Origin of the sequence: Phenylobacterium sp. (genome assembly GCF_030646615.1) — a bacterium.
Lineage (GTDB): Bacteria > Pseudomonadota > Alphaproteobacteria > Caulobacterales > Caulobacteraceae > Phenylobacterium.
Window position 1 is genome coordinate 1 of sequence record NZ_JAUSLG010000024.1, and the last position, 25,793, is coordinate 25,793.

Genomic DNA, 25,793 nt, shown 5'->3' on the forward strand with positions numbered 1-25,793 from the left:
TGCACATGATCGAGACGATCAACAAGATCGTCCGCACCTCGCGCCAGATGCTGCACGAGATCGGCCGTGAGCCGACTCCGGAAGAGCTGGCCGAAAAGCTGGCCATGCCGCTGGAAAAGGTGCGCACGGTCCTGAAGATCGCCAAGGAGCCGATCAGCCTCGAGACGCCGATCGGCGACGAGGAAGACAGCCACCTGGGCGACTTCATCGAGGACAAGAACGCCATCCTGCCTATCGACGCGGCCATCCAGTCGAACCTGCGGGAAACCACCACCCGGGTGCTGGCTTCGCTCACCCCGCGGGAAGAACGCGTGCTGCGCATGCGTTTCGGCATCGGCATGAACACCGACCACACCCTCGAAGAGGTCGGCCAGCAGTTCAGCGTCACCCGCGAACGTATCCGCCAGATCGAGGCCAAGGCCCTGCGCAAACTCAAGCATCCGAGCCGCTCGCGGAAGCTGCGAAGCTTCCTCGACAGCTAGGACCTCAGAAACCCCGCCGGAAACGGCGGGGTTTTTCGTTGGCCGCCGGCGCCAGATGTGTGCGGCTATCGCAACGCGGCGATCGCGGCCGACGCATTTGTTGCAATAGCCGCCTCGATGCTGGCGACCCGCTCGAAAGGCCGATGGGCGCGCGTGAACACAGCTACGGCGAAGGCGCGGCCATCGGCATGGGTGATCACTCCGACCTCGTTGCGGACCCGTCCCGTCAGGCTGCCGGTCTTCCCGGCGACCATGGCGCCGTCGGGAAGATCGCGTCCCAGGCGACTGCTGACCTGCTGCGCCATGACGGCTCGCACGCTGGCGCAGGCCGCGGGCGGCGCGGCCTCATCCCGCCAGATGGCGCGCAATAGGCGGGTCATCTCCCGGGGCGTGGAGCGATTTGTCCGCGCCGCATCGAAGGCCGCCGCGGAATCGACCCGAGCTGCGTCATAGCTTTGGGCCATCGCGGCCCTGCCGAGGTCGCCCGACCGGGCGGCCGCCAGATGGGCATAGTCGGAAAAGCCGATATCGATGGCCATCTCGTCGAACATGGTCCGCAGATCGTGCACGACGACGCTGTGTGAGCATCCGCAGGCGCGCAGGCGTGCATTGACCTGCTGAATCCCGACCCGAGCCAGCAGCAGGTCGGTCGCCGCGTTGTCGCTGACGCTCATCATTTGCAGGCAGAGGTCCCGCCACGAGAGCACCGCCGGATCGGAGAAGATGGACAGGCCGGTCGGGCCGGCGGTGAGGGATTTAGGGTCCAACTCAAGGCGTTCAGCAGGGTCGATAAGGCCAGCGGAAACCTGCGCATAGAATTCCAAGGCGATGAAAACCTTGAACACCGAGGCGAGGACGACCGGCTGATCCGCGTCCAGGCTGAGTTCAGCGCCGCTTTGCAGGTCAAGAGCATGGAGTGCGGCGTCGCATCCGGCGTCCTGAAAGCGGCGAGCGATCACACCAGGGGAGTCGGTGAGCTCTGGCATCTCAGCCCCTCCTTCCATCTGCGCCGATATGGGCTCCAGCTCTTCGAGCGCGGAAGGCCGCCTCCACCGACGGCATGACCAGCCAGCTGATGTCTTCGCCGACGGATTCCAGCTCCTTGGCGGTGCTGGAGGAGATGTGCAGGAACTGGGCGTCGCAGATGAAATGCACCATCGGGATCGAGGCATCGAGCCGCTCGGCCAGGCCGTGGAGATTGAACTCTTCGTGGAAGTTGGTGGCCTCGCGCAGGCCGCGGACGATGTGGGTGGCGCCGATGTCGCGCGCATAGCGGACAAGGCTTTGGCGGGCGTATTCGCCGACCTCCAGCGATTGGCCAAGGATCGCGCCGGCGTCCGGCCACAGGTCGAGCACGGAACTGCGGATGAGTTCGGTGCTCTGCTCCACGCTGAAGGCCCGCTGCTTCCTCACATTGGTCCCGACGGCCACATGGACGGCGTCGAAGGTCGTCAGCGCCTTGCGGATGATGTCGAGATGGCCGCGGGTGACGGGGTCGAACGAGCCCGCATAGAGGGCCTTCGTCCGCTTGGCCTTGTTCAACTGCATCGCAAACACCTGTGGGTCAGGGGGGCAGCCTCCGATGACCCACCCGCCGACGCAAGGCGGGTTCTTCGCGCAAAGCGGACGGCGTCCCGATTGTCGGCTCGATCCGGGTGTGTGGGAGACTGGCGCGGGGCCAGGCTTTGTCGCAAAAAGACACGCCCCAGCTTGAGCGTGTCATGGCCCAGATCCTCTTCGTCACCCACCCCGAGGTCGTCATCGATCCGGCCGTCCCGGTGCCCCGCTGGCCCCTGTCGGCCAAGGGGCGGGCGCGCATGGAAGCCCTGGCTGAGGCCATGGCCAGTCTGCCGTTTCGCGCGGTCTGGTCGAGCGATGAGCAGAAGGCGATGGACGGAGCCGCGATCCTCTCGGCGCGGCTGAACGCGCCGCATCATGTGGACGCCCAGCTGGGGGAGAACGACCGGTCGGCCACCGGCTATATCGCCCCGCCGCGGTTCTGGGAGGTGGTGGCCGAGTTCTTCGCCCATCCCGATATCAGCGTGCTGGGCTGGGAGACCGCCCGTGACGCCCAGAACCGGATCCTGGCGGCGATGGCGCGGGTGGCCGATGAGGCCGCGCCCGGTCTCACCGTCGTCGTGTCCCATGGGGGCGTCGGCCAATTGCTGACAGCGGCGCTGCAGAATGTCGCCATCGGCCAGGAGGCGAAGTCACCCAATCCCAGCGGCGGCGGCTATCTGCTGCTTGAGGTCGCGCCGTTGCGGCTGGTCGGCGACGGCTGGGGCGATATCGACACGATCACCACTGATCCGAGGTGGGCCGGACTGGCCATGCGACCTGCGGTCTAGCGGCGCTCCTGCAGGCGCAGCAGGGCGTCCCACATGTCCTGTGCTGCGCCGATGGTGGCGAGGTTGGCCTTGAACTGGTGCTTGGCCGTGATCTGCTCGACCGCCTCCTGCTCGTAGCTCGTGGTCGAGCCTTCGACGCCCATGGTCGCGGTGCGCTGGGCGGAGGCTTCGAAGCGGCGGCTGGCGGCGAGCATGCCGTAGCTGGCGGTGGCGATCGGGTCCATGGGCGGGTTCTCCTGCGCCCATAGCCTGCATGCCCTGCGGTTAAGCTCCCGCTTGCAAGAATGGTGAACGCCGTTTTTTTATCGCCAGCCGTAGTTGAAGCTGATGCTGATCCGCGGGGTCTTGGCGGCGTTGGCCGGCACCTCGTGGCGCAGCCAGCTCTCCCACATCAGAATCGTGCCGGGCTCGGGCTGCAGATAGACGAAGCTGCGCTCAGCCTCCGGCGCGTCGGCCCGGCGGGGCGGAGCGGCCATCATCAGGGGCAGTCGGGGATCTTCCAGCTTCAGCGCGCTGGCGCCGGGCGGGGTGCGCACATAGACCGTGCCCGACAGCACGCTATGGGGATGGATGTGGCCGCTATGGCCGGCGCCGGGCTTCAGTAGATTGACCCACAGGCTGTCGAGCTTGAGCCGGCGCGCGCCCAGATCCAGGTTCAGCGCCTGGGCGTAGGCCTTGGCATGGCGGTCGAGCTTGGACTTCAGGATCCCGAAGACCGTCGCCCGGTGGGGCAGGTCATCCAGGGAGGCGTAGGAGGTGTAGCCGCCATAGTTGTTGGCCTTGGACCAGGCCCGGCCGGCGGCGTCCTCGGCCGCCAGCATCTGAACGGCTTCGTCCAGCTCGTCGTTAAAGGGCGCGAAGTCCCGCTCTTCGGCGAGGCTCGCCTGATAGACCTGGGTGACGAAGAGGGGGCGCAGGCTCATGGTCGGGCGCTTACATCAGGCCGTAGCGCATGGGAAGCCAAAGGCCTGAAACGCGCCATATTTCCGTGGCTTATCGGTAGTCTGGAGGACTTTGACATGAAACGCGTCTCTCTTTTGGCTGGCCTCGCCGCCTTGGCGCTGGCCGGCGCCGCCCACGCCCAGGGCCCCAACCCCCATGCCGGCTCAAGCCACAGCAACCCGCCGACCAAGACTCAGGTCTGCCTCGATGTGAGCGGCGGCCTGCTTCCGGTGGTCTGCAAGGTGCCGTCCAGCCGCCTCGACCAGCGTGAAGACATCTGCAGCTGTCCGCAGGGCATGCGCACGGACGTGGCCGTCTGCGGTCCGGGCCAGAGCGCGCCGGCGGAAAACAACGCCCTCTATGCCGTCCGCCGCGAGGCGGCCCGTGACGGCAGCCTGATGGGCGACCTGTTCGAGGGCAAGCCCATCTGCGTCGCCCCGCGGGGCTAGACGGTTCAGCCCCGCCGCCTCATCGAGGGGCGGGGCTGGCGCTTCAGCCTGACAGGGCGCCGTAGACCATCTTCTGGAACACCGGCAGGGCGGCGCGGCCGCCCATGCGCTGGCCCGTGGCCAGCTGGGCGGCGGCTTCAGGGCCAAGCGGCATGGAATTCTGGATCAGATAGATCAAGACCAGATCGGCCTGCGGATCGGCCTGCCACCAGGTGCCAAACGCGCCGGGCCAGCCGAAGGCGCCGGCATTGCCCGCCCCCATCCAGGCCTGTTTCACCGGATCGGTGATCACCGACACCCCCAGGCCAAAGCCTTGGCCCATCCAGAACGGGATGCCCATGAAGGGAATTTCCTTCTGGGCCGGGGTCAGCCGGTCGGCGGTCATCATCTCCACCGTCTGCGTTTTCAGCAGGCGCACGCCGTCGACCTCGCCCTGGCCCAGCATCAGGCGGGCGAATTTCAGATAGTCGTCGGCGGTGGAGACCAGTCCGCCGCCCCCGGCCGCGAACACCGGCGGCGCTTGATAGTAGGGGAAGGAGACGTCCTCCATGGCGTCAGTCTCAGGGTTGATCCGATAGAGCTTGGCCGCGCGATCCAGCTTCTCAGGCGGCACGTGGAAGGCGGTGTCCGTCATGCCCAGGGGGCCGAAGATACGGTCCTGCAGGACCTGGTCGAAGGGCTTGCCCTCGATCCGGCCAAGGATGAAGCCGAGCACATCGGTGGCGTGGCTGTAGTGGAACCGTTCCCCGGGCTGGAAGCTGAGGGGGAGCTCGCCCAGGCGCTTCATCCATTCGTCCGGCGCGAGCGGCGTGCCAAGCGCGGGGCCGAGCGCCTTTTCGTGGGCCTGGGCGATCGGACCCATGGAGGTGAAGCCATAGGCCAGGCCTGCCCTGTGGGTCATCAGGTCTTCGATGGTGATGTCGCGGGCGGCCGGCACGGTGTCGTCGAGCGGGCCGGTGGGGGAGGCCAGAACCTGCATGTCGGCAAATTCCGGCGCCCAGCGGGTGATGGGATCGTCCAGCTTCAGCCGGCCTTCCTCCATCAGCATCAGGGCCGCCACAGAGGTGATCGGCTTGGTCATCGAGGCGATGCGAAACAGGGTGTCGCGAGTCATGGGCTTGCCGCCGTCGACGTCCCGATGCCCGACCGTATCGACCCGAACCACCTCACCCTTGCGCCAGACCAAAGTGACGAAGCCCGACAGGTCGCCGGCGTCCACAACGCCCTGCAGCGCCGGACCGATGGCCTCAAGGCCGTTTGAGGAAAAGCCGCCGTCCATTCGTTTCGTCCCTTCGTAGCGTTCTTGTATGTCCTGTTCGTCCGCCATACCGCCGGGCGCGCAGGCTCGCGTCAAGCCGAACCCGGAGCCTCAAGTCCGCCATGACCCTGCCGCCTCTCGCCCCCCTACTGGTCGCCCTCGGCCTGACCGTCAGTCTGGGCGCGTGTTCGCCCCTGACCGCCTTCGCCACACTGACGCCCACCGATCCGGCCAGCCGGGAGGGCCAGGGCCTGGCCTATGGGGCTGATCCTCGCCAGCGGCTGGATGTCTATGCGCCAGCCGGCGGCGCGGAGGCTGCGCCCGTGGCCATCTTCTTCTATGGCGGGTCGTGGACCGATGGACGCCGCCAGGACTATGGCTGGGTCGGGCGGGCGCTGGCGGCCGAAGGGTTCCTGGCGATCAATCCGGACTATCGCCTCTATCCCGATGTCACCTATCCGGAGTTCCTGGCCGACGGCGCGTTGGCGGTGGCCTGGGCGGTGGAGAACGCCGCCCGCTATGGCGGCGATCCGCAGAAGATCGTCCTGATCGGACATTCCGCCGGCGCCTATAACGCCATCATGCTCGGCCTGGACGACAGCTATCTGCGCGATGCCGACGTTGATCCGCAGCGCATCCGGGCTGTGGCCGGCCTGGCCGGTCCCTATGATTTCCTGCCGCTCGAAGGGCGGACGACGCAGGCGGTCTTCGGCGGCGCAGGCGACCTCGAAGCCACTCAGCCGGTCAACCAGGTCCGGCCTGGCGCGCCGCCGGTCTTCCTGGCGACGGGCGACAGCGACACGGTGGTCCTGCCGCGCAATACGCAGGCGCTCGCCGGCGCTCTGCGCGAGCGCGGGGTGGCGGTGGAGACGCGGGTCTATCCCGATCTCGGGCATGCCGGCGTGCTGCTTGCCCTGTCGCGCCCCCTGCGGGGCCGGGCGCCGGTGCTGGAGGAGATGGCCGCCTTTCTCAAGGCCCAGACCCAGATCGGGCGGGACAATGTGGCTTTGGGTGCAGCGCCCCAGATCGACCAACCCTTATCCAGCCTCGGGTCACCCTAGGTTGCCCTTGGGGCAGGGTGTTGCAACGCGGTAATTGAACCGGCGGGTTGAAATGCGTATATGCCTTTTCCCCATCGGCCTTCGGGCTGGCGGGCCTGTCAGTTCTCGTGAACGCAAGGACGCCCACCGCCCATGCTGGTCACCCTTATGAAGGCCAAGCTTCACCGTGCGACGGTGACCCAGGCCGACCTGGACTACGAAGGCTCCATCGCCATCGATCGCGATCTGCTGGACGCCTCGGGCATCCTGCCGCACGAGCAGGTGGATGTGCTGAACATCACCACCGGCGCCCGCTTCACCACCTACGCCATCGAAGCTCCCCGGGGTTCGCGGGTGATCGGCGTCAACGGCGCGGCCGCCCGCCTGGTCCAGAAGGGCGATAAGGTCATCGTGGTGACCTATGGCCTGCTGCCAGCCGAGGAAGCCCGCAACTACGCCCCTACGGTGGTGCTGCTGGGCGATGGCAACGAGATGAAGCAGGCGGCCTGATGGTCCGCTGGGCCGCCACGATCACCCTTTCGGCGGCCGCCCTGCTGATCTTCGCCTGCTCGCCCGCCGGCCCCGAAGGGGTCGACACCTCGGTTCTGGATCGTGAGATCGGCCAACGGATCGGCGATCCCTCCACCTGCGTTCTGGTGGCCGAGGCCGGCTCGACCAAGATCGTCTATCGCTATGGCACGAACACGGTCTGCGCCCGCACCTATCCCGGTTGCGGGGACCAGGCTGGACGGACCGTGGCCGATCTCCTGAAGGGTCTTGATCCCACCGCCGAGGGGGTGGCGACCAGCTGCCCCACCGCCGCCGACGGCTCGCGCAGCGTCGGTTGGGCCGCTGGCCCCGTGGCGGGACGAGACCTGGTCTTCGCCGCGGTGATGGAAGGCCAGCGCGCCTTGCCAGGCATGATCATGGCCGACCGCCTGGCCAGCGCCTTCGCCGCCGCCGGCCTGGAATAGGCCTCCGCTCCCTCGGAGGAGCGAAGGCCTTAATCCTTAGCGGGTCAGTTCATAGAGACCCGAAATATCCACCCGCACCGTCAGCTCGCCCCCGGAGACCGGCGTCGAGTCCTTCATGCTCTCGTTGCGCGCCATGGCCATGTAGGGCATGGGCGGCTGGGGGACGGAATAGCTGGTCCCTTCGCTCAGGGTGACCAGACGCCCCACCCGGTGGCCGGTGGCCTGGGCGTAGAGCTGGGCCTTGGCCTGCAGGTCGCGGACGGCGGCCTGGCGGGCGGCGTTCTCGGCCTGACTCCGGTCGTTCAGGCCAAAGCTGATGCTGTTGATCTGGTTGGCGCCGGCGCTGACCGTGGCGTCCACGGCGGCGCCGAGACGGGCAAGGTCACGCACCTTCACGGTCACCTGGTTGCTGGCCTGATAGCCCCGCAGGCGCGGCGGCTGGTTTTCCACATAGTCGTACTGGGCGTTCAGGTTGAGGTTCGAGGTCTGGATGTCGCGGGCCGCGATCCCCGCGCGGTTCAGGGCGGTCATGACCCGGGTCATCTGCTGGGCGTTGGCCTGCATCGCCGCCTGAGCGGTCGGGGCTTCGGTCTGCACGCCCAGGCTGATGGTCGCCATGTCGGGGGCCACATCGACCTCGCCGACGCCGGACAGGTTGAGGGTGGTGGCGCGGAACATGGAGTCCGCCGCCGGCGCGGCGGGGGCCGGGGTGGTCTGGGCCAGGGCTGCAGGGGCCAGGGCCGCCAGGCTCAGGCTGAGCACGCCAGCGCGCAGGAGGGTCTTCATCGAAATCTCCAGTCCATTTGAAACTTGACCATAGGCCACAGCGGAAAGCGCCGCGACGGCCTTGGCGTTCCACCCTCGCAAGCCGAACCTGAACCGGAGCTTTAAGCCGCGTGCAGCCCATGCTAACCGCAAGCCTCCGCTGATGGGGCCTGTAGCTCAATGGTTAGAGCCGGCCGCTCATAACGGTCTGGTTGCAGGTTCGAGTCCTGCCGGGCCCACCAGCGGGGCGTTTCGCGATGTTCATCTTTGATCCAACCGGACGCGGTAAATAGCTGATTAACAGCCGTTTTCCGGGTTTTGTGCCTCAAGGTCGTCCCATCGTGTTTCACCCGCATCCGCATTCGTTGATGGTATGCGTGTGGGTTGATACCAGCAGACTGGCGCGCGATACCAACACCATGCCTCTTTCCGACACCCAACTGCGCGGCCTTAAGCCCGATTCGAAGCCCCGGAAACTCAGTGATTTTGAGGGCTTATTCCTACTCGTGAACCCCAGCGGATCACGCCTATGGCGCTTCAGCTATCGCTTCGGTGGAAAGCAGAAACTCCTGGCGCTCGGGGCCTACCCGACTGTGTCGCTCCGAGAGGCGCGCCGAGCGAAGGATGATGCACGTGAGCTGCTAGCAAAAGGCATGGACCCAGCCCATGAACGCAAAGTCGCGAAAGCCCGGAACAGGATGGCGGCCTCGAACACCTTTGAGGCGGTGGCCAGTGAGTGGTTTGACGCCCGCAAGGACGGGTGGGTGCCCAGCTATTCAGATCGGCTGAAGGCGCGCCTGGATGCCGATTTGATCCCCTATCTGGGGCGTCGGCCCATCGCTGAGATTGAGCCCGTCGAGTTGCTCTCAACGATCCGAAGCATTGAGGGCCGAGGGGCGCCGGAAATGGCTCGTAGAGTGCTGCAGATGGCCAGCGCGATCTTCCGATACGGGGTCGCTTTGGGGGTATGTCCTCGGGATCCCGCCGCCGACCTCCGCGGAGCCTTGAAGAGCGCACCGCCGGCCAAGCGGCGCTCCGCCATCCTCCCGAAGGACCTTCCGCAGTTCATGCAAGACCTCGCCGTCTACAACGGCGCGGCGCAAACGAAACTCGCCCTCGAACTACTGATCCACACCTTCGTCCGCACGTCCGAGGTTCGCTTCGCGCGCTGGTCGGAGTTCGAGGACCTGGAAGGGGAGGGCGCGCTTTGGAGAGTTCCTGCGGCCCGCATGAAAATGCGTCGTGACCACCTGGTGCCCCTGACGCCGCAGGTGGTCAAAATTTTGGCTGAAATCAGGGAAGCTGCTGGCCGTTCCGAGCTCCTATTCCCGGCCCCGACCCGCAGCGGTGTGATCTCGGAGAACACGATGATCTATGCGATCTATCGCATGGGCTACCATGGTCGAGCGACCGTGCACGGGTTCCGCTCGACGGCCTCCACCGTCCTCAATGAACAGGAGTTCAACCGAGACTGGATCGAGCTCCAACTTGCCCACGCTGAGGGTGATATTCGCTCAATCTACAACGCCGCTGAATGGCTCAGCGGACGCCGCACTATGATGCGCTGGTGGTCCGATCACTTGGAGAAGGTGACGAATCTGGTGACCAGCTCAGAGTAGCCGCGGGGGTCTCGGCCAAGCCGCATTTGAGGTCTCAGATGGGCTCCTAGCAGCCCTCCGGGATGTCCGCTTCCCGGCACGGTCTATCGGTTAAGCCAGAAGGGCTAGGTCGGGCTCTGAGCCGAAGTTCGGGAGGTCCGCTATGCGGCAAGGCGGCAGCCGCGTCTTAGAGGCGCTGCGCAACTGCCAATTTGGGCTCGTTGGTGCCGTTGGGGAGGTCTGCTTTCGGCGGCTGCAGCACGCCCCCGCACTCCGAACAGCCGCAGGTGGCGGGCGAGCATCTTTCCTCTAAGCTTGACCGATGCACACGTGCCCTCCACCGACCGCCGCCTTGAACGAATGGCTCGAAGCTTACGGGACCGTGGAGCAGAACTACGGCCACCTGCTTCTCGAGCAGAAGAGCGAGATCAACGACGATCTCGTCGATGCGCTGCGCCCTTACTTCGAGTCTGCTCACCTTGACGCCCAAGAATATTTTCACGCCCAAGTCGGGATTTCCCTTCACCCGGACGCCGCCGGGGGGCCGCCTCCAGTCTGCTATCCGGCCTGCCTGCCGTCGAAGGCCCAGCGCGGCCTGTTCGGTGAGGTCGTGGCTGGCCTGGTCACCGAGGCCTATCAGGACGAGTTTGTCGGCCGCCACGCGTGGCGCGTGCCGATCTTCCTCTTTCGTGAGCATGACGACGTCGAAAAGTATCTGTGGGCGCTTCGTTTCGATCCCGCGCGCACACGTGAGATTTATGGTCGCCACGGCTCGGACTTCATCGGCATCGCCCTGAACGCGCAAGGCGAGCTCGTGCGGGTGATCGCGGGAGAGGCCAAATGGCGGAAGTCGCTCACCGACTCCGTTGTCGCAAGCCTCCTGCTCGGCCCCAAGGAAGAGGACGAGGACATCGGCGAGATGGTCCACAACGGACGTGGAATCTGGTTCGAGGTGAATCGTGATTCCCCCATCCCGCACGGCCTCCGGCAACTGCAGAGACTCCTGGAGCAGCGGGATCCCGACGGGCACGCCAACGCCATTCTATCAATCGATCGGGCCGTCTTTGGTCAGGGCCCGCCGCCGGGACGCACGAACCTGGTGCTAATCGTTGGGAATGGGGCGAGGCGGCGGGAGCCGGCCAGCGTGCTGATCCCCTGGGAGCAACCGCCAACGGAGTACACCGCGCCGCACGATCTCCAAGTCGTAGAAGTCATCCTTGACGGCGGTGACGCGCTCATCGACGACCTCTACTCCACCCTGTGGCAGGGCGCCTGATGCCGGAACGGGATCAAGACCGGCTAGAAGCCGCCGAACGCGTCAGGCGCGAACTGGGTATTGAAAACCAGCTCAGCCGCGCCCAGGCCAGAACCTATGTCCGCTGCCTACAGGCGACTTGGCAGGTCCCGACGATCCAGTGGTCGGAGCGCGATTCGGCCCGCCAGATTGCAGACGCCCGCCGGCTTCTCCACGCGGCTCACATCTTTCGCTCCATCGAAGGCCCGTCGTCACTGCGCGCGATCGACTGCTATCGCCGCAGCGGTGAAATCCTCGAATGGTTGTCCCGCGGCGACGACGTGATCCGTGAGGTCGCTCCGATCGAACTGCTCGCCGCAGGGGCCTATCAGCTCGGTGGGCTGCCGGCGATGGCGTCAGGACTCCTGTCGCAAATGCGGTCTGAACACATCGGCGTCCGGCTCTACAGCGCCTTTCTTCGTGCGGACTTCGACGGCGTACTGCAGCGCGCGGCCATGTTTTGGCGACGCCACGCCGATCTCACTACGATCGACGCCGGCGCAATGCTGATCGCCGCTATGCGCGGCAAGGCACCTGAGGGGGAGGCGCCGCCGACCGTTTCCTGGGCCTTCAGCGTCGAACTCGTCAGGAGCCTGGGTCTGGTCGCCGACTGCTTGCGTCGCGGCGATGACGAACGGCTTGAAACCGCCATGGACAAGCTGCACGCCCTCGACGCCATGGCGACCCGCACCTTCAGCGACGACGCCTCGCTCGTTATCTCGATCATGCGTGACGTGGCCGACAGTTTCGTCACAGCCACCATCTACCGGCCTCTACGCTCCCTCGGAGCGCTGAGGCCTGAGCGGAGTCCGCGGCTCTTGGCCTACGCGCGAGACCAATTCAGCCGCGGCCGGGGCATCCTCTGGACCTCGCAGCAACATGGTCTCCAACGCCTTCTTCAAGAGGACTCCTTCGCTCTTTGCACGCCGACGGGGTCGGGGAAGACGCTGGTCGCCAACCTCGCCCTCATCAAGGAACTGCTCCTGCGCGAAGACGAAGGCCTGCTCGGCCCCTTGGCGCTCTACATAGTTCCGTCCCGCGCGCTGGCGGGTGAGGTGGAGGCCAAACTGACGTCGGAGCTCGGACGCGACGTCACCGTCACCGGCCTCTACGGGGGGGCGGATTGGGGCATCACCGACTACTGGCTCACCAGCGAAGAGCCCGTAGTGCTAATCGCCACCGTCGAAAAGGCGGAGGCGCTCCTGCGCTATCTCGGCCAGATGATGATGGCGCGGCTCCGCCTCCTCATCATCGACGAGGCGCACCAGGTCGTTCCAGAGGCCAACGAAGCCACGCGTTTGAGCTTCTCGGACCACAGCAACCGATCCATCCGCCTGGAAGGCCTCGTCTCACGCATTCTATCGCAACGTCCGGACGTCGTTCGGATTGCCCTTACCGCCGTCGCCGGCGGCGCGGCGGGACCCGTCGCGCGTTGGGTCGAAGGCCGCCCCAACGCGGACCCGGTCGGCCTCCGCTACCGCAGCACCCGCCAAGTTATCGGCGTGCTCGAAACGGCACCGAACGCCCAGGGGCGCATACTGCTCGACCTAATGAACGGTCTCCCGCTCTACCTGCGCGACGAGGAAGATGCAGTTTATCTGCGCCTACAGATCGAGGTCATGCCCCAACTGCCCGCTCAGTGGCGCAACAGCCTCAACCGCTTCAATTGCCTCAGCGTACTCTGGACGGCCTTGCATCTCGCTGACGAAGACCAGCGCATCCTGATCTCAGTCGCGCAGGAGCCGGAGCAGACCATGCGGTGGTACAAGGAGGCGCTAGAGCGGGCGGACTGGCAGGGAGCCATGCGCTTTCAGCCCCCCGAGGAACCGCTCCGGGCGCGGTTCGACGAAGCGAGGGCGGCCTGCCTGGATTACTGCGGCGCCGACTCCTTCGAACTCTTCCTGCTCGACCGCGGCATCGCCACCAGCCATGGGCAGATGCCGCAGCGGTTGCGCCGCCTGATGGTCGAACTCATCGACCGGAGGATCTGCCCGATCACCGTCGCGACGGCCACGCTCACCGAGGGCGTCAACCTGCCGTTCGACCTTATCTTCCTGACCTCGCTCAAGCGCCGGTCCTGGGACCCGGTCGAGGAGCAGCAGGTGGTCGCGCCGCTCACCACGTCGGAATTCCGCAATCTGGCTGGCCGCGCTGGCCGGCCGGGCGCGTCCCGGGGCATCGAAGGCATGACGCTCGTTGCGCTCCCCACACAGATATCCACCACAGCCGCCGCGAGTATAGCGACCCAGCGCCGTCAGCGTGCAGAGCTGGCCAGGGACTACGATCGCCTTCGCGCTTCGCTGGTGATCGAGGAGCGCGACGCCGACGATGTGCCGAGCCCGCTTGCTCTACTTCTGAATCGCATCTGGGAGCGCGCCAACCGATTACTTGGCGTCGCTCCCGACGCCTTCCTGGACTGGCTCGAGAGAACGGCGCCAACCGCCGTCAGTCCAGACGTGGGGACCGGTACGAGCGACGGCACCGCAAGGTTGGCGGACGCCATGGACGAGCTGGACGCGATCCTTCTCACCTCGCTGCAGGAGGTCGCTCGGGCCGACGAGGCAGCCATGACCCGGGCTCGCGCCGAGGCGCTGCTGATCACGCTCTGGCAAACCACATTCACTGCGGTCGCGACGGAGCAGGAGGCGTGGTTGGAGCAGGCTTTCGTGCGCCGCGGAGCGGGCATAATCGAGCACATTTACCCGGACCCAGACGAGCGCCGTCGCCTCTATCAATATGGCCTGCCACCAGCCGTCGGGCGGCGGTTTGAAGCCGTCGCGCGGCGCATGCGCGAGTTGCTAGCTGCGGCCGACGAGTACGGTTCGGCTGATCCGACCACGCGCATCGATCTGTTCCAAGAGCTGGGCGATCTTGTCTCGGCGGATCGCGGCTTCGGATTCCGCGTCCGGCGGACCGATGCCGATGAGGCGCTTCTGGAACGATGGGCCGACGTCCTTGGGTGGTGGATGAACGAGCCCGACGTCGCCGGTCCTGTGCCAGAAGACCTCCGGTCGTGGCAACGCTTTGTTGCCGACAACCTGGAATTCCGGCTCGGCGTGGCGATCGGAGCCGTGGTTGCTGAAGCCTGGGCTGAAGGCGCGGGCGATGCGCTGACCTTGCCGAGCTTGGCGTCTTGGAAGGACACCACGGGTCTGCCTTGGATCGGGTTTTGGGCGCGGGAACTGTTGCGCTGGGGCACGCACGATCCCTTCGTGGCCTTCTGCTTGGCGCAGGGGCTGGCGCCCACACGTGACGCCGCCGGCGCCCGTCGCCAGGAGTTCAACGCTTGGCTGGAGCAGGAACAAGACGATCTGACCGCCGAGGATCGGATAGATCCGCAGTTCTTTCTGCGCTGGCAAGCATCATTGCCGCGCCCGGAGAACGCAGCCCGGGCTCCACCCCAGATGCGGGCTGCACTCACCGGTACGACCGGCGAGCGCGGCCGCTATGCCGTGATGCCTGTGACGCGAGGCGAAGGGACCGCTTGGCTCGATCCAGCCGGGTTCGAACTGGCCGTCACCCGCGCGCGGGCGCAAATCGGAGGACGACCATCTCGGAGTGACTATGAACTCGTAACGATCGATGGCGAGCCGACGGTGACCCGAGTATTCCGCCCCGCCTGACGCAGCGGCTGCTCGGGCGGGTAGGGCGACGCCCCAGCCTCGGCTAGGTTTAGGACTAACAGGTGATCGACATCGTTCAACATAGGACGTTGAGCCTCTGCTCTCGGCACTGACCTCAACTTCCGCAAGTGGCGCCGACCTGACGCTACAATCCCATCTGGATTTCGGCCCGGAGCAAACTGAAGGGCTCGTATGGCGCAGCCGGGATATAGCGCCGCGCCCGGTCGTTGCCTGAGAGGTAGACTTCTTCCAGGGGCCAAACCCAGTGGTCGCGCACGACGGAGAAAGCCATGGCGCCCTCCGTCAGTTCGTCTGCCGATGCGCCAGTGACTTGGAGCCAACTGGAAAGGAACGCGACCGTCGGGTCACGCTGTAAGTCGAACATGTATGTCGCAGCCCGGATGGCTTCGTAAGCTCTGGGGAGGAGCGCCGTCTGCTCCCAGTCAATGACGGCCGAAACGCGCCCGGCGTTGAAGAAGAGATTGCCATGGTGAAAATCGCCGTGGGTCAACTGCAGCGCCGCCCCAAGATCGTGAGAGTGGCGGCAATCGGGATGCGCCATCCAAGCCCTCTGCGCGCGCACACGTGCTAGCGCAATGTCGCTCTGAGGATCGTCGGGAGATCGCTCGAGGATCGCGCGCTCCAACACTCGGAGGCGCTCTTCCCAGGCCTTTCCATCCCACATCAGGCGAGGCTGCTTCAAGTCGCCGGTGGGCAGTTCAGCAATAGACCTGTGCAGCTGCCCAAGCATGTCACCGGCGGCGATCGCGTCCTGGCGAGTGAGATCTGAGGCTGTCTTCTGACTTCCGTCAGCGAATGGGAACAGAGCGTAGAGAACGCCATCGTGCTCAACGTGGCGCTCGCCCGTTAGAGAGGATAGCGGCGCAATCGCTGGGAGCCCATGCTGGCGAACCCATCCTGTCACCTGAGCTTCGCGCTTGAGTTGGACATCCGAGGCCGTGCGATACCTGCGGCGGACGTAGCGTTTTCCCGTCGTGGTGACGGAAAAGACCCGGTTCACGGCTCCGCCGGATAGCTCTTCCACCCGAAGCCATGCTCCGACATCCCAGTGGTGCAGGAGTTCTTCTGGAACAACGTTCGTTGGAGCGGGCGCGGCGTGACTCATAGCCATTCAAGGGTGGCGCAACGGCTGCATCGGGTCGAGGAACTTCCGGCACTCCAAGGCGCACCCCAACGAGCGCCGGCCAATCAGCCCAAGCCAATTTGCTTTGGATGGAGGCGCGCGACCTAGTCGCCCGGAGGCCAGGAGGGCGCTCATCAATGTCCGGAATTCGGCTGGTCGCCAACTTCTGGAACTGGCGCCGACCGGACACGAACGCGGCGACCCCTAGCGAGTCAGCTGGTTCACAGCCGACCGTAAGCTCGCAGGACGCGCACCGCACGCACCGTAAGCAGACCCCTCCATTCGGCTACGGCGGCAGACCCCGGCGGTGTCCAGTTGATGGGCCATCCGCCGTCGTCCTGTTGCGCCTGCTCCAAGTGAGACAGCGCGCCACGAATGAGGGCTGGCTCCAGCCACTGGGCCGCCCACGCCCGAGGCGTGCGGGCGTAGAACAGCGCGTCGAGGCCGTACTCCGAAGCGGCCGGATCCGACTTGAACATCCGAGTATCCGGAAGCTGGCGCACCAGGCTCTCGGCGAGTTCTTCGGCGCGCCTGCGATCGGGCGAGTGTTCCAGGAAGGCCAGAGCCTCACTGACGTCGTGAGCGCCGTTGAGGGCTGCCAGGCTGCGCCAGCAGAAATCGTCTAGGCGATCGAGCACAGGGTGTCGGACGCTCGCCTTCCACAGGAGCCCGGCGATGCCGCCGTTTGGATTGATCCCCGGCGTCGGCGGATTGTCGGCCCAGTGTGGCGCGAAGTCTGCATCACGGAAGGTGTCGATGAGGATCGGTGCGCCACCTTCTGGCCCGAGCACGCTCTCCAGCCAATCGCACGCCAGCCGCACCGATTCAGCGTCGAAGCTGCCAGCTTCGTCCATGTATTCAAGAGCGAGCTCGAAGTAGAGCGGCTGGCTGGAGCTCGTCCGCGTATCGGGCTCCAGCGCATTGCCAAAGCCCCCATCTCTATTTTGATAGGCGCGTAGCGCGAGGAGAACGGCCTCCGGGCTTCCATCGCCAACGCACGCGTCGAGCGCCAATCGGTCCAATAACCGCGCTTCGCGGTAAACAAACTGCCGAGCCGCCGCCAAGTCCGCCATGCTCGCTCACCTCCGTCAGCTTGGGCTCGATCGCTACCTTACCGGTGAGTCTGCTTTCGGCCCGGGTCCTAAGTTCTGCTACTGGCGCGCCGGCGACGGCGGCTGGCAAGCGAAGCGCGCGCAGATGGACGGCCCGTGCACCATCTGCCCAGTCACCGGGTCCGGCTAAGCTGGGCGTGACTCGGGCCGGAGTTCGCCGAAAAGCAGCCAGAAGGCATGGAAGATCGGAGCCAAGCTCGACCCGTCGAGTTCGCAGCCGCCAAGGTCCTCTTTCGGCGAAACCCCCAGAGTCAGCTGCTGGCGCCCATCAGACGCTGATCCCCCGCCAGGGATTGTGCAAACCTTGGCCGGGCTGGGGTCTGGGCCGGCTTGAACATCAATGGAGAGAGCGCCGCCTGCGGGGGTCTGGCTGGTAGGCATTGAGGCGGCGCGCGGCCCCCCTGGCGCAGTGGATCACCGTCAATCTGCCAGCTAGGCTGCGCCATGACCTCAGCATCATTGCCCTGGTTTCCCATACGAACGGCCCGCTTGTTGCTGCGCGAGTTTCAGGCGGGTGACCTCGACGACATTCACGCATACGCGTCGGACCAGAGCACCGTCCGCTACATGGAATGGGGGCCGAACACGCCTGAGGTCAGCAGCGAGAGACTTCGTCTTACCCTTGCTGAGCAGGAGCGGTGGCCGCGCCGAGACGTCAATCTCGCTGCCCAACTGCTAGAGAACGAACGGGTTATTGGATCGGTTAGGCTGGGGCTAGACGGGCAAGACGGCGCCGACCTCGGTTACGTCTTCGGAAGTTCGTGGTGGGGCGTCGGTTACGGCTACGAGGCGGCGTCAGCCGTTCTAGCAGTCGCATTTGAGACGCTGGAGCTACATAGGGTCTGGGCGACCTGCGATGCCCGAAACGCCGCCTCGGTCAGGCTTCTGGAGAAACTCGGAATGCGCCAGGAGGGCGCGATGCTCAAGGACCGCAAGGTGAGGGATGGTTGGCGCGACACCCACCTGTATGCCCTGCTGGCTGACGAATGGCGGGGCTGACCAGTAAGGTGGTCGGCAACGGCTCGGCCTAGGCCGGCAACTCGGCAAGCGGGCAGGCAAATAGGTCAGCAGGCGGCGCCCCCTGACGCGATCTTTCCCTCTCAAGGGCAGTGGGCTGGCCAAGTGCCCACCTACGTGAGCCCGCGATCTATGGCCTGCGAGATCTGAAGCGCTAACGCCTCGGCCTCTCCATCATCGAACGTAAGGACGCCAGCACGTTCTGCGTTGACCGCGGCGAACTGCTGCTGTTCGGGCGGCACTCCTGGCGGAAGAGGTGCGACGTGCCAATGGACGTGCGCGTTTCCAGCCTGGCTACCCAATGACATGATGTAGATGCGCTCAGGTTGAAGAACTGCGCGAACGGCTTCTGCAACCGCGTAGACGACGATTTGCAATTGAACGTATTCACCCAGCGAGAATTCGCCCGTAACCTCCGTGCGGTGAGCCTCTTGGCAGACCAGAACATATCCGGCGAGGGGGGGTACTTGTTCAGGAACGCAATCGCAAACTCATCCTCGTAGACGACATGATGGGCGAACGCCGGGTCGCCGGAGACCAAGCCGCAGACGAAGCACTGCCGTTCCCGGACGAGCTTTCCATAACCGTCGATGTCGAAGGGGCGGCGTCGGACCATTTAATCACTCCTGACGGCATGTGCGTCTCCTCGACTGGACATCATAAGCTTGTCCGCGTGCTCGAGTGCCGGATATCGGCCCCCAAGGTAAGGTCCGCAGATGGCACCAACCTGACGCGGAGCCCCTGCGCATAGCCATAGGCTGACAAGCGGACTATCCGAACCGCCGAGCAGGGTGGGGAGCAGACCGTCGCCTAGCGGTGGAAAGCGGACCTTCGATCTGCGACCATGCCGTCATGGCAAAGCTAGCTGCACTTTCGTTCACTTTGGCTCTCGCCGCCTGTGCGCCAAATCATATGCCCGCCGAGACTGTCGATGCGCGCGTCCTCCTACCGGACGCACGGCTCAAAAAGGGCGACTACGTTCGCTACTATCTGCTTGCGACGATTACGAGCGACGCCGACCTGCCGTTCAGCACTTCACACTCGTTCCTGCTTCCTGCACCGCGCGAAGTGTGGGTGGCTGTATATGCGCGAACACCAAGTATTTGGACTAACGCGCCCGCCGGGATGCACATTTTGGAACGGCGCCAAGATTTCCCCGAGTTCGTCCACGGCGGCTGTGAAGCCGTCAACGTCGTAGTGGACGCCCACACGGGAGAGACTCTGGGAAGTTGGTGCAACGTAGATGATCGTCAGAACTTCGACGGCATACCGCGCCCGATACCGACCTACTTCCCTGACGGCTCACCATTGCGGGAAACATCGTAAGCCGCGAACGCCATGCGCCAAGGTCCGCTATGGGTAGGCTTCAGCCACTGGCAGCGGGCCGCCAACCGGACCTTTGCCCCGGCTGAGGAATGTCCGGAATCCGGCCGTCAGCCAATGACCGCAAGTGGCGCTAGTGAGACCTAATGATGACATCTCCTAAGGCTTAGCTGACCAAGGCTTCGGCCATTGCCATCCGCAACCGGTCGCGCGTGTGACGATCAAGTGCGATCGGGTGTGGGACATAGACGATATTGGCCATCAACCGCGTTGCGACGGGTGTGTCGGTCGGCGAAAGCGCCCGAAGGCTTGTGGCCCCTCTCGTGGCGTCGAATCCGGCGCGCCGGAGACTGGCGACGACGGAGTCAGGGTCGGCAGCGAGCACCGGAAGGACCCAATAGGCATGTGTGTCGGCGGCGTCGCCCAGCCGAACGCCCTTTGGTAGACCGTCAAGGACCTCGCGGCAAAGCTCTGCCCGCGTCGAGCTGTCGTCAGTTCGGGTCACCTGGGCCGCAAGCAGCGCTAGAAGGCGGGCGGGCGCGCGGGCCCGGAGCGCTTCAACAAGTGATGGACCAGAAAATCCGCGAGCAATTCCGCCGAGGAACTCGTCGGGGTCCCTGCCCAACCAAGCCAAAGATCGATGGAGCGCGGCAAACGCGAGGGGAGTGCTGAGCGCCTTCAGAACGAGGTACTTCAAAGCGCGGCGCCGATACCAGATGTCGCTCCGCTGGGGGTAGGTATCCAATCTCGCCTGCACGCGAGCGGCCAGGTCGGCGTTCTGGAAAACAGCCACTCCGCCACCCAGTGCTGTGCAGCGCTTGATTGGGCCAAAGCTGTAGAGGGTGACGTCCGTCTCCGTGCATCCCCGGTAGGGGGCTGCGAACGCCTGTGCAGCATCCTCGACGACGAAGACCCCTCTCTCGCGCAGCCTTGCGGCATCGGAAATCCGATTGGTGGAGCCGAACAGGTGAGCCACGACACAGAGCTGTGCGCCAGTGTCATGTTGAGCGTCGAGAAGCGCGCCGGCTGCCGGGGACAGGCGTTCGAGATCTATGTCGACGCCGCGAACCTCCAGTTGGTGCTGGCGAACGATATCGGCCATGTTCTGGACGTTGACGCCAGACATCAGAACGGTCGAACCCCCCGGCAGCGCCAGTTCGGAGAGGAGCGCGTCAAAAATGGTTCTGACCGAAAGGCCGGCAACAGCCGTTCCTTGGTGGAAATGCTGTCTCAGCTTCAATGAAGCTCGGTCCGCCCGCGCCTTGCGAACCGGCGGGCCAGCGGTCGCCCAGAGCAGCGACCGCCATCCAATGTCGAACTTCAAGCGGCAGTGCATACGGGCATCATACGGCGGCGCGGCAAAGGCGATACGGTCAACGTGAGCGTCCGCTCACCGGCCAGGAGCTGTAGTCCGACAACGGGTCGATTTCACCCGCCGTGAGGCTACCAGAAACCGGACCTCCTTCCTCGCTGAGAAAAATCCGCAATCTGGCTAGGAGCTAATGTTGGCGATTGGCGCCAACGGCCGTGACGGTCGTGTCGTTAGCGGGAGACCAAACGCTGCAGGTTGGTTCGCCAACCACTCTGACGTAGCTTGTGCTTAATGCGGGCCGTGATTTCCTGCCTCTTCGGCGCTCTGTTGTTGGCTTCGTTCGCGCACGCGACAAGTCCGCCTCGCCCTGTGGTTTCCCATCCTTCTGCTGAACTCAGGACGGACGGAGCGTCGGACCTGCAACGGCGTATTGCGAGCGGGGAAGCAGACCCAGTCGCCGACGCCAAGCGGGCCGCCCAGCTGGGGGACTTCCGCTTTGTGTGGGTGGTGGGGTTCCTCTTTCATGCCCCCATGGGGCTGACGTGCAATGCCATACTGCACCCGAACCCTGAGCAGATCCTCGTCACGAGGGAGATCAGTGATGTTCCCGACGATTGCGAACGCACGCCCGATGTTTGCGAGAGCCAGAGGCAGCTAGACATCTACGGGGCTGCCTACAACCGAGCGCTGGTGAACGAGCCTCAATTTCCTGCGCCAGACGTTTGTCGACCAAGCACGCCCGCCGATGATCGCATTCCAAAGCAGGACGCCGTGCTGCGGCAGGTTACTCCAGTGCGCGATGTGCGAGCGCGGCCGCACGACCTCCACGAAGCAGCTCGCAGAGGCAGCTTGCAGGAAGTGGAGCGGCGCCTTCGGAGCGGTGAGCCCGCGGACGCCCTGGACATGTTCGGCTACACGCCGTTGGCCTGGGCGGTCGTTCGGGACAGGCCGGAGGTGATTGAGGCTCTTATCAGCGCCGGTGCAGATCCGTATCCCAAGTTAGAGGGGCGGCGCTGGCCTTGGTTGACTCCGCTTTGGCTCGGCATCCGATTGGGGCGCCAGGACGCAGTACGCCTGATGTTGCCCCGATCGGAACCCCACCTGATCAACGGAGTGGGCGAGCACCTGTTGATCGCTGCTGTAGAAGGCGGCAATCCGCAGATCCTACGTGAACTCGTCAGCCGAGAACCGCCAGGCCGACGCGTACTCCTCCCCTATGAGCACGCGCTGAGGGCGAACCGTCGGGACCTACTGAGCGTCCTGGTCGCATCCAACAGCTTTCGACCAGACGACCTACTCGTTGCGGCCGCCCGAGTTGGCGACCTGGAGGCGGCCAAGGTCGCGATCTCGAAGGGCGCAGACGTCCACGGCGTCGGCACGCCCCTTGGCTCGGTCATTTTGGGGCGCCACGAGGCGGACGAGGCCCTTCTCGAGGCGTTTATCCGCGCGGGCGCGGATGTGAATAGGATCACAGTTGGCGGCAACATGTCAGGCCCGCCCTTACGCATTGCGGTCAAGCACGCCTACCGTGGCTCCTACTCGCGTACCGAAGAACAGCGAACGGCTGAGCGACAGCAGCGAATCATCATGCGACTGATCGAGCAGGGCGCACGAGATGATACCCGATACCCGGAACAGGCCCCTTTGGCCTTCCTCGCCGTGATCGGCACGAACGCACGTAATGATCCCGCACCAAACGCGTCGGTGGCGCCACTCCCCCTAGCGGTGTTGAGCGCCCTCACGAAGGCGGGAATGGACCTCAATGAAACCTATCAAGGGCGGACAGTGCTTCAATGGGTTCAGTCGGCTCAGCCAGCCTCCGCTCTCGTGGGTGATCTACAATCGTTGGGTGCGCGCTAATCGCCCAACAAGCAGGTCCGTCTAGGGCGCTGACTGCTGAAGGTCCGCTTCCCGGACTGGCGCTAATGTCCGTTCTTGGCGCATTCTTGCCCTCGCACTCATCGCCTGGTGGGCCGCTACAGTGCAGACGCCCTATGCCGCCGAGAGGGGTGGATCGCGATAACTAGCTGCTGGAGGTCTGTCCAATGCGCGGTTCCGTTCGCTGGAAGATCCGCCTGATATTCGCATGGTGGCGGCCAATCACATACAGGCCACCCGCGACTATCAGCACGCGATAGGGAAACGGATAGTCCATTACAAGGATCAGAATGATCGCGGCTGACGCGGCCAGTATGGAGCCGAGTGACACAATTCGGGCTACGGCGATTGCCAGAGCGAAGACTGCTAAGGCTCCCAAAGCGGCTGGCCAAGCAAGCGCCAGCATAACGCCGAGCCCTACGGCGACTGACTTTCCCCCCGAGAATTGGAGCCACACCGGGCGGCTGTGTCCAACAAGGGCGGCGATGCCCGCTGCGGCTACCGCCCAGGCGCCCCACGTCTGACTATCGGACCAGCCTGGTGGTGCAACCGGCAGGGACGTCATGAGCCACCGGACCAGCGCGATGGCGGCGACGCCCTTGAGGATGTCCACCAGAAGCACCGCCAAGGCTGGCCCTTTCCCGAGCACGCGCAGGGCATTGGTCGCACCGACGGACCCGGAGTACGCATCCGGTGAGGACCGCGGCGGCTAGGCTGTGAATCTCCGGAAGTGGCTTAGGCGGCAAGCGCCGTGGGCGTCCAGTTCCACGGCAGGAGCTCGTCGAGACGACTGGCGGGTAGGTTGTTGATGCGTGCGAGGACATCGGCGAGCCAGGCCTGAGGGTCGACGCCGTTGAGCTTGGCGGTTGCGATGAGGCTGTACATGGCCGCCGCACGCTGACCGCCACGATCGGAGCCGGCGAACAGCCAAGACTTGCGGCCAAGGGCGATGCCTCTGAGGGCGCGCTCAGCGGCGTTGTTGGAGAGACAGACGCGGCCGTCGTCCAGGAAGCGGATGAAGGAGGGCCAGCGTCGCTTGAGGTAGTTGATCGCCTTGACGATGTGGTGGCTGCTGGTGAGCTGCTGGCGGGTCTCGGCCATCCAGGCTTCGAGCTCGGCGAGGATCGGCGCGCTCTGCTCACGGCGGACGACCAGGCGAGCTTCGGGGCTTGCGCCGTTGATCTGCCGCTCGACGGCGAAGAGGGCGTCGATCAGGCGCACGGCCTCCAGAGCCTTGGGATAGACGGCCTTGGGCTTCTCGCCGCGGGCCTTCTGGCGCTCGGCGGTCTCGATGTCGGCGAGCTCGAAGAACTTACGGCGGGCGTGGGCCCAGCACCCGGCCTCCACGATAAGACCTGGAGATCGGTCTGGCTTGTAGAGCTCGGCGTAGCCGCCATAGGCGTCGGCCTGGAGGATCCCGCTCCATGTCTTCAGGTGGCCTTGCGGATGCACGCCCTTGCGATCGCGGGAGTAGTAGAAGATCGCCGCGGGCGGCGCCGCCCCGCCGAAGGGGGCATCGTCGCGTACGTAGGTCCACAATCGGCCCACATCGGTCTGGCCCTTGGCCAGGACCGGAACGGTCGTATCGTCGCCGTGCAGGCGCTCGGCGGCCAGGACATGGGCCTCGATCCGCGCGACCAGCGGCGCCAGCACCGAGGTGACGCCGCCCACCTGGTCGGCCAGGGTCGAGAGGCTGAGCGGCACGCCCTCCCGGGCGTAGCGCTCGGCCTGGCGGTTAAGCGGCTGGTGCTGACCAAACTTCTCGAAGACGATCATGGCCAGCAGGCTGGGGCCGGCCCATCCGCGGGGCAGGACATGGAAGGGGGCCGGGGCCTGGGCGATGGCCTCGCAGTCGCGGCAGGAGACCTTCTCGCGGACGGTCTGGATCACCTTCCACTGGCGGGGGATCACCTCCAGCGTCTCGGTGACGTCCTCGCCGAGCTTGGTGAGACGCGCGCCACCGCAGCAGGCGCAGGTCTTGGGGGCCTCGATCACGACGCGCTCGCGCGGCAGATGCTCTGGGAAGGGCTGACGCGAGGGCTTCTTGCGGGTGAAGGTCTTGACCGTGGTGGTCGCCCGGGCTGCGGCCTGCTCGGCGGCGAGCTCGTCCTCGGTGGCGCTGGCCTCCAGCTCTTCCAGCTGCAGCTCCAGCTGATCGAGCAGCCGGCTGGTCCGCTCAGACGACGTCCCGAACCGCTCGCGCTTGAGCTTGGCGATCTGCAGCTTCAGATGGGCAATCTGCGCCTGGTCGTCGGCGCGCTCAGCCTTGGCGGCGGCGGCCTCAGCGATGGCTACGGCCGCCTCGGCGCGTGCCACATCCCGCTCAGCCTGCATGCTCGCCAGCGCCGCCTTCAGCGCTTCGAGATCATCCGGAACAGGGGCGGCCAAGCTCTCCATAACCCTGATGGAATCATACTTTTGAGCGCGTGTGGCGCCCCTAAATGCAGGCTCTGCGAACTATTTTAGCCGCTCATCCTGCGCTGACCGGACGCCAGGTGTGCTGGGGGTTACGCCAGTCGATGCCCTCCAGCATGTAGCCCATCTGCGCCATGGTCAGGGCCACCGCGCCTCCGCTCGTCGAGGGCCAGACGAACCGGCCCCGCTCCAACCGCTTGGCGTAGAGCGACATGCCAATGCCGTCGTGCCAGAGGATCTTGATCAGCGATCCGCTCCGCCCGCGGAACACGTAGAGATCGCCTGCATGAGGATCGCGCTTCAGGTGCTCCTGGACCAGCAGGGCCAGCCCCTGCATCCCCTTCCTCATGTCCGTGTGGCCCGTGGCGAGCCAAACCCGTACGCCAGAGCGGATCGGTATCATCGCAGCGCCTTGAGCACTGCGCCCACCAGGGCTGGCGACGCCGCCTGGGAAATGCTCACGCGGGCGCCGGCCAACTCCACCTGGATCGCCGGACCAACACTGCTCGGCGGCGCCGGCTCGGCGACGACCGCCTCCACGAAGCCAGCACCCGCCGCCTGCCGACGCCACTGATAGATCAAGCTGGTGGCGACATCGCGCCGGCGCGCCACATCCGTCACGATCGCACCTGGCGAAAACGCCTCGGCCAGGATCGCCAGCTTCTCCTCGTCACGCCACCTGCGGCGGCGCTCCGGACCGGTGATCAAACTGATATGGGCCATGCTGTGCAGCTACGAGCGCTCTGAAGGACGTCCTTACGAGCACAGCATCGCCATCCACCTCATCCCGACAAGGCGGCCCTCACCGGAGGCTCACGA

25 protein-coding genes, 1 tRNA gene and 1 pseudogene are annotated in these 25,793 nt (G+C 65.4%); 13 read left to right on the forward strand and 14 right to left on the reverse strand.

Features of this window, described 5'->3' with window-relative positions; all coding sequences use genetic code 11:
• Positions 1 to 482: sigma-70 family RNA polymerase sigma factor (locus Q7S93_RS04085; RefSeq protein ID WP_304712372.1), on the forward strand; the 482-nt coding region annotated here is incomplete at its 5' end.
• Positions 483 to 547: 65 nt separating this feature from the next.
• Here the strand turns inward: Q7S93_RS04085 and Q7S93_RS04090 are convergent.
• Together Q7S93_RS04090 and coaD are read right to left on the reverse strand one after the other, a co-directional pair.
• Positions 548 to 1,468 carry a serine hydrolase gene (locus tag Q7S93_RS04090; protein WP_304712374.1) on the reverse strand — a complete coding sequence of 307 codons (921 nt, stop codon included), beginning with the start codon at positions 1,466 to 1,468 and terminating at the stop codon, positions 548 to 550.
• Position 1,469: 1 nt separating this feature from the next.
• A complete protein-coding gene (coaD, locus tag Q7S93_RS04095; protein WP_304712376.1) occupies positions 1,470 to 2,030 on the reverse strand; it encodes a pantetheine-phosphate adenylyltransferase in 561 nt (186 codons plus the stop codon).
• 173 nt (positions 2,031 to 2,203) lie between these two features.
• Between coaD and Q7S93_RS04100 the strand changes: the two genes are divergently transcribed.
• Positions 2,204 to 2,830 carry a histidine phosphatase family protein gene (locus Q7S93_RS04100; RefSeq protein WP_304712378.1) on the forward strand — a complete coding sequence of 209 codons (627 nt, stop codon included), beginning with the start codon at positions 2,204 to 2,206 and terminating at the stop codon, positions 2,828 to 2,830.
• On the opposite strand, the gene Q7S93_RS04105 is transcribed toward Q7S93_RS04100, so the two are convergent.
• Complete coding sequence (locus Q7S93_RS04105; RefSeq protein WP_304712380.1) at positions 2,827 to 3,054, reverse strand: flagellar basal body rod C-terminal domain-containing protein; 228 nt, start codon at positions 3,052 to 3,054, stop codon at positions 2,827 to 2,829. The genes Q7S93_RS04100 and Q7S93_RS04105 overlap by 4 nt on opposite strands.
• A gap of 78 nt (positions 3,055 to 3,132) precedes the next feature.
• The gene (locus Q7S93_RS04110; protein WP_304712382.1) at positions 3,133 to 3,753 is read right to left on the reverse strand and encodes a TIGR02466 family protein; all 621 of its coding nucleotides are present in this window, start codon (positions 3,751 to 3,753) and stop codon (positions 3,133 to 3,135) included.
• Positions 3,754 to 3,849: 96 nt separating this feature from the next.
• Here Q7S93_RS04110 and Q7S93_RS04115 point away from each other — a divergent pair, with 96 nt between their 5' ends.
• Positions 3,850 to 4,221 carry a hypothetical protein gene (locus Q7S93_RS04115; protein WP_304712384.1) on the forward strand — a complete coding sequence of 124 codons (372 nt, stop codon included), beginning with the start codon at positions 3,850 to 3,852 and terminating at the stop codon, positions 4,219 to 4,221.
• Between the two features lie 43 nt (positions 4,222 to 4,264).
• Here Q7S93_RS04115 and Q7S93_RS04120 read toward each other — a convergent pair whose 3' ends face one another.
• The gene (locus Q7S93_RS04120) at positions 4,265 to 5,500 is read right to left on the reverse strand and encodes a serine hydrolase domain-containing protein (RefSeq protein ID WP_304712386.1); all 1,236 of its coding nucleotides are present in this window, start codon (positions 5,498 to 5,500) and stop codon (positions 4,265 to 4,267) included.
• A gap of 101 nt (positions 5,501 to 5,601) precedes the next feature.
• Here Q7S93_RS04120 and Q7S93_RS04125 point away from each other — a divergent pair, with 101 nt between their 5' ends.
• The 3 genes from Q7S93_RS04125 to Q7S93_RS04135 all read left to right on the forward strand — a co-directional run bounded on the left by Q7S93_RS04125 (position 5,602) and on the right by Q7S93_RS04135 (position 7,493).
• A complete protein-coding gene (locus Q7S93_RS04125) occupies positions 5,602 to 6,540 on the forward strand; it encodes an alpha/beta hydrolase (protein ID WP_304712388.1) in 939 nt (312 codons plus the stop codon).
• 132 nt (positions 6,541 to 6,672) lie between these two features.
• Complete coding sequence (panD, locus tag Q7S93_RS04130) at positions 6,673 to 7,029, forward strand: aspartate 1-decarboxylase (RefSeq protein WP_304712389.1); 357 nt, start codon at positions 6,673 to 6,675, stop codon at positions 7,027 to 7,029.
• A complete protein-coding gene (locus Q7S93_RS04135) occupies positions 7,029 to 7,493 on the forward strand; it encodes a hypothetical protein (RefSeq protein WP_304712390.1) in 465 nt (154 codons plus the stop codon). The genes panD and Q7S93_RS04135 overlap by 1 nt, the downstream gene beginning before the upstream one ends.
• A gap of 36 nt (positions 7,494 to 7,529) precedes the next feature.
• Here Q7S93_RS04135 and Q7S93_RS04140 read toward each other — a convergent pair whose 3' ends face one another.
• Positions 7,530 to 8,279 carry an SIMPL domain-containing protein gene (locus tag Q7S93_RS04140; protein ID WP_304712392.1) on the reverse strand — a complete coding sequence of 250 codons (750 nt, stop codon included), beginning with the start codon at positions 8,277 to 8,279 and terminating at the stop codon, positions 7,530 to 7,532.
• A gap of 145 nt (positions 8,280 to 8,424) precedes the next feature.
• On the opposite strand from Q7S93_RS04140, the gene Q7S93_RS04145 reads away from it, so the two are divergent.
• The 4 genes from Q7S93_RS04145 (at position 8,425) to Q7S93_RS04160 (ending at position 14,773) form a co-directional block, all read left to right on the forward strand.
• Positions 8,425 to 8,500, forward strand: a tRNA-Ile gene (locus tag Q7S93_RS04145).
• A 135-nt stretch (positions 8,501 to 8,635) separates the two neighbouring features.
• Positions 8,636 to 9,877, forward strand: coding sequence for a tyrosine-type recombinase/integrase (locus tag Q7S93_RS04150; protein ID WP_304712394.1), 1,242 nt, complete (start codon positions 8,636 to 8,638; stop codon positions 9,875 to 9,877).
• A gap of 331 nt (positions 9,878 to 10,208) precedes the next feature.
• The gene (locus Q7S93_RS04155) at positions 10,209 to 11,132 is read left to right on the forward strand and encodes an aminotransferase (protein WP_304712396.1); all 924 of its coding nucleotides are present in this window, start codon (positions 10,209 to 10,211) and stop codon (positions 11,130 to 11,132) included.
• Entirely contained in the window at positions 11,132 to 14,773 is a 3,642-nt protein-coding gene (locus Q7S93_RS04160; RefSeq protein ID WP_304712397.1) for a DEAD/DEAH box helicase, read from the forward strand. Before Q7S93_RS04155 ends, Q7S93_RS04160 begins: the two co-directional genes overlap by 1 nt.
• A 145-nt stretch (positions 14,774 to 14,918) precedes the next feature.
• Here Q7S93_RS04160 and Q7S93_RS04165 read toward each other — a convergent pair whose 3' ends face one another.
• A complete protein-coding gene (locus tag Q7S93_RS04165) occupies positions 14,919 to 15,899 on the reverse strand; it encodes a phosphotransferase enzyme family protein (RefSeq protein WP_304712399.1) in 981 nt (326 codons plus the stop codon).
• 239 nt (positions 15,900 to 16,138) lie between these two features.
• Positions 16,139 to 16,990, reverse strand: coding sequence for a hypothetical protein (locus Q7S93_RS04170; protein ID WP_304712401.1), 852 nt, complete (start codon positions 16,988 to 16,990; stop codon positions 16,139 to 16,141).
• A gap of 531 nt (positions 16,991 to 17,521) precedes the next feature.
• On the opposite strand from Q7S93_RS04170, the gene Q7S93_RS04175 reads away from it, so the two are divergent.
• A complete protein-coding gene (locus Q7S93_RS04175; RefSeq protein WP_304712403.1) occupies positions 17,522 to 18,028 on the forward strand; it encodes a GNAT family N-acetyltransferase in 507 nt (168 codons plus the stop codon).
• 172 nt (positions 18,029 to 18,200) lie between these two features.
• On the opposite strand, the gene Q7S93_RS04180 is transcribed toward Q7S93_RS04175, so the two are convergent.
• Positions 18,201 to 18,662: a hypothetical protein gene (locus Q7S93_RS04180; protein WP_304712405.1), complete on the reverse strand. Its 462-nt coding sequence runs from the start codon at positions 18,660 to 18,662 to the stop codon at positions 18,201 to 18,203.
• 296 nt (positions 18,663 to 18,958) lie between these two features.
• Here Q7S93_RS04180 and Q7S93_RS04185 point away from each other — a divergent pair, with 296 nt between their 5' ends.
• A complete protein-coding gene (locus tag Q7S93_RS04185) occupies positions 18,959 to 19,372 on the forward strand; it encodes a hypothetical protein (RefSeq protein ID WP_304712407.1) in 414 nt (137 codons plus the stop codon).
• A 163-nt stretch (positions 19,373 to 19,535) separates the two neighbouring features.
• On the opposite strand, the gene Q7S93_RS04190 is transcribed toward Q7S93_RS04185, so the two are convergent.
• A complete protein-coding gene (locus Q7S93_RS04190; RefSeq protein ID WP_304712409.1) occupies positions 19,536 to 20,693 on the reverse strand; it encodes a DegT/DnrJ/EryC1/StrS family aminotransferase in 1,158 nt (385 codons plus the stop codon).
• Positions 20,694 to 20,972: 279 nt separating this feature from the next.
• Between Q7S93_RS04190 and Q7S93_RS04195 the strand changes: the two genes are divergently transcribed.
• Positions 20,973 to 22,541 carry an ankyrin repeat domain-containing protein gene (locus Q7S93_RS04195; protein WP_304712411.1) on the forward strand — a complete coding sequence of 523 codons (1,569 nt, stop codon included), beginning with the start codon at positions 20,973 to 20,975 and terminating at the stop codon, positions 22,539 to 22,541.
• Positions 22,542 to 22,704: 163 nt separating this feature from the next.
• Here Q7S93_RS04195 and Q7S93_RS04200 read toward each other — a convergent pair.
• From Q7S93_RS04200 to tnpA, 4 genes and pseudogenes are all read right to left on the reverse strand, one after another.
• Positions 22,705 to 23,232, reverse strand: a pseudogene (locus Q7S93_RS04200) (glycerol-3-phosphate acyltransferase); the annotation flags it as partial.
• A 62-nt stretch (positions 23,233 to 23,294) separates the two neighbouring features.
• A complete protein-coding gene (gene tnpC, locus Q7S93_RS04205; RefSeq protein WP_304712413.1) occupies positions 23,295 to 24,956 on the reverse strand; it encodes an IS66 family transposase in 1,662 nt (553 codons plus the stop codon).
• Between the two features lie 73 nt (positions 24,957 to 25,029).
• Positions 25,030 to 25,377: an IS66 family insertion sequence element accessory protein TnpB gene (tnpB, locus tag Q7S93_RS04210; protein ID WP_304712414.1), complete on the reverse strand. Its 348-nt coding sequence runs from the start codon at positions 25,375 to 25,377 to the stop codon at positions 25,030 to 25,032.
• On the reverse strand, positions 25,374 to 25,697 hold the full coding sequence (tnpA, locus tag Q7S93_RS04215; protein WP_304712415.1) for an IS66-like element accessory protein TnpA: 324 nt from the start codon (positions 25,695 to 25,697) through the stop codon (positions 25,374 to 25,376). The genes tnpB and tnpA overlap by 4 nt, the downstream gene beginning before the upstream one ends.
• Positions 25,698 to 25,793 lie beyond the last annotated feature (96 nt).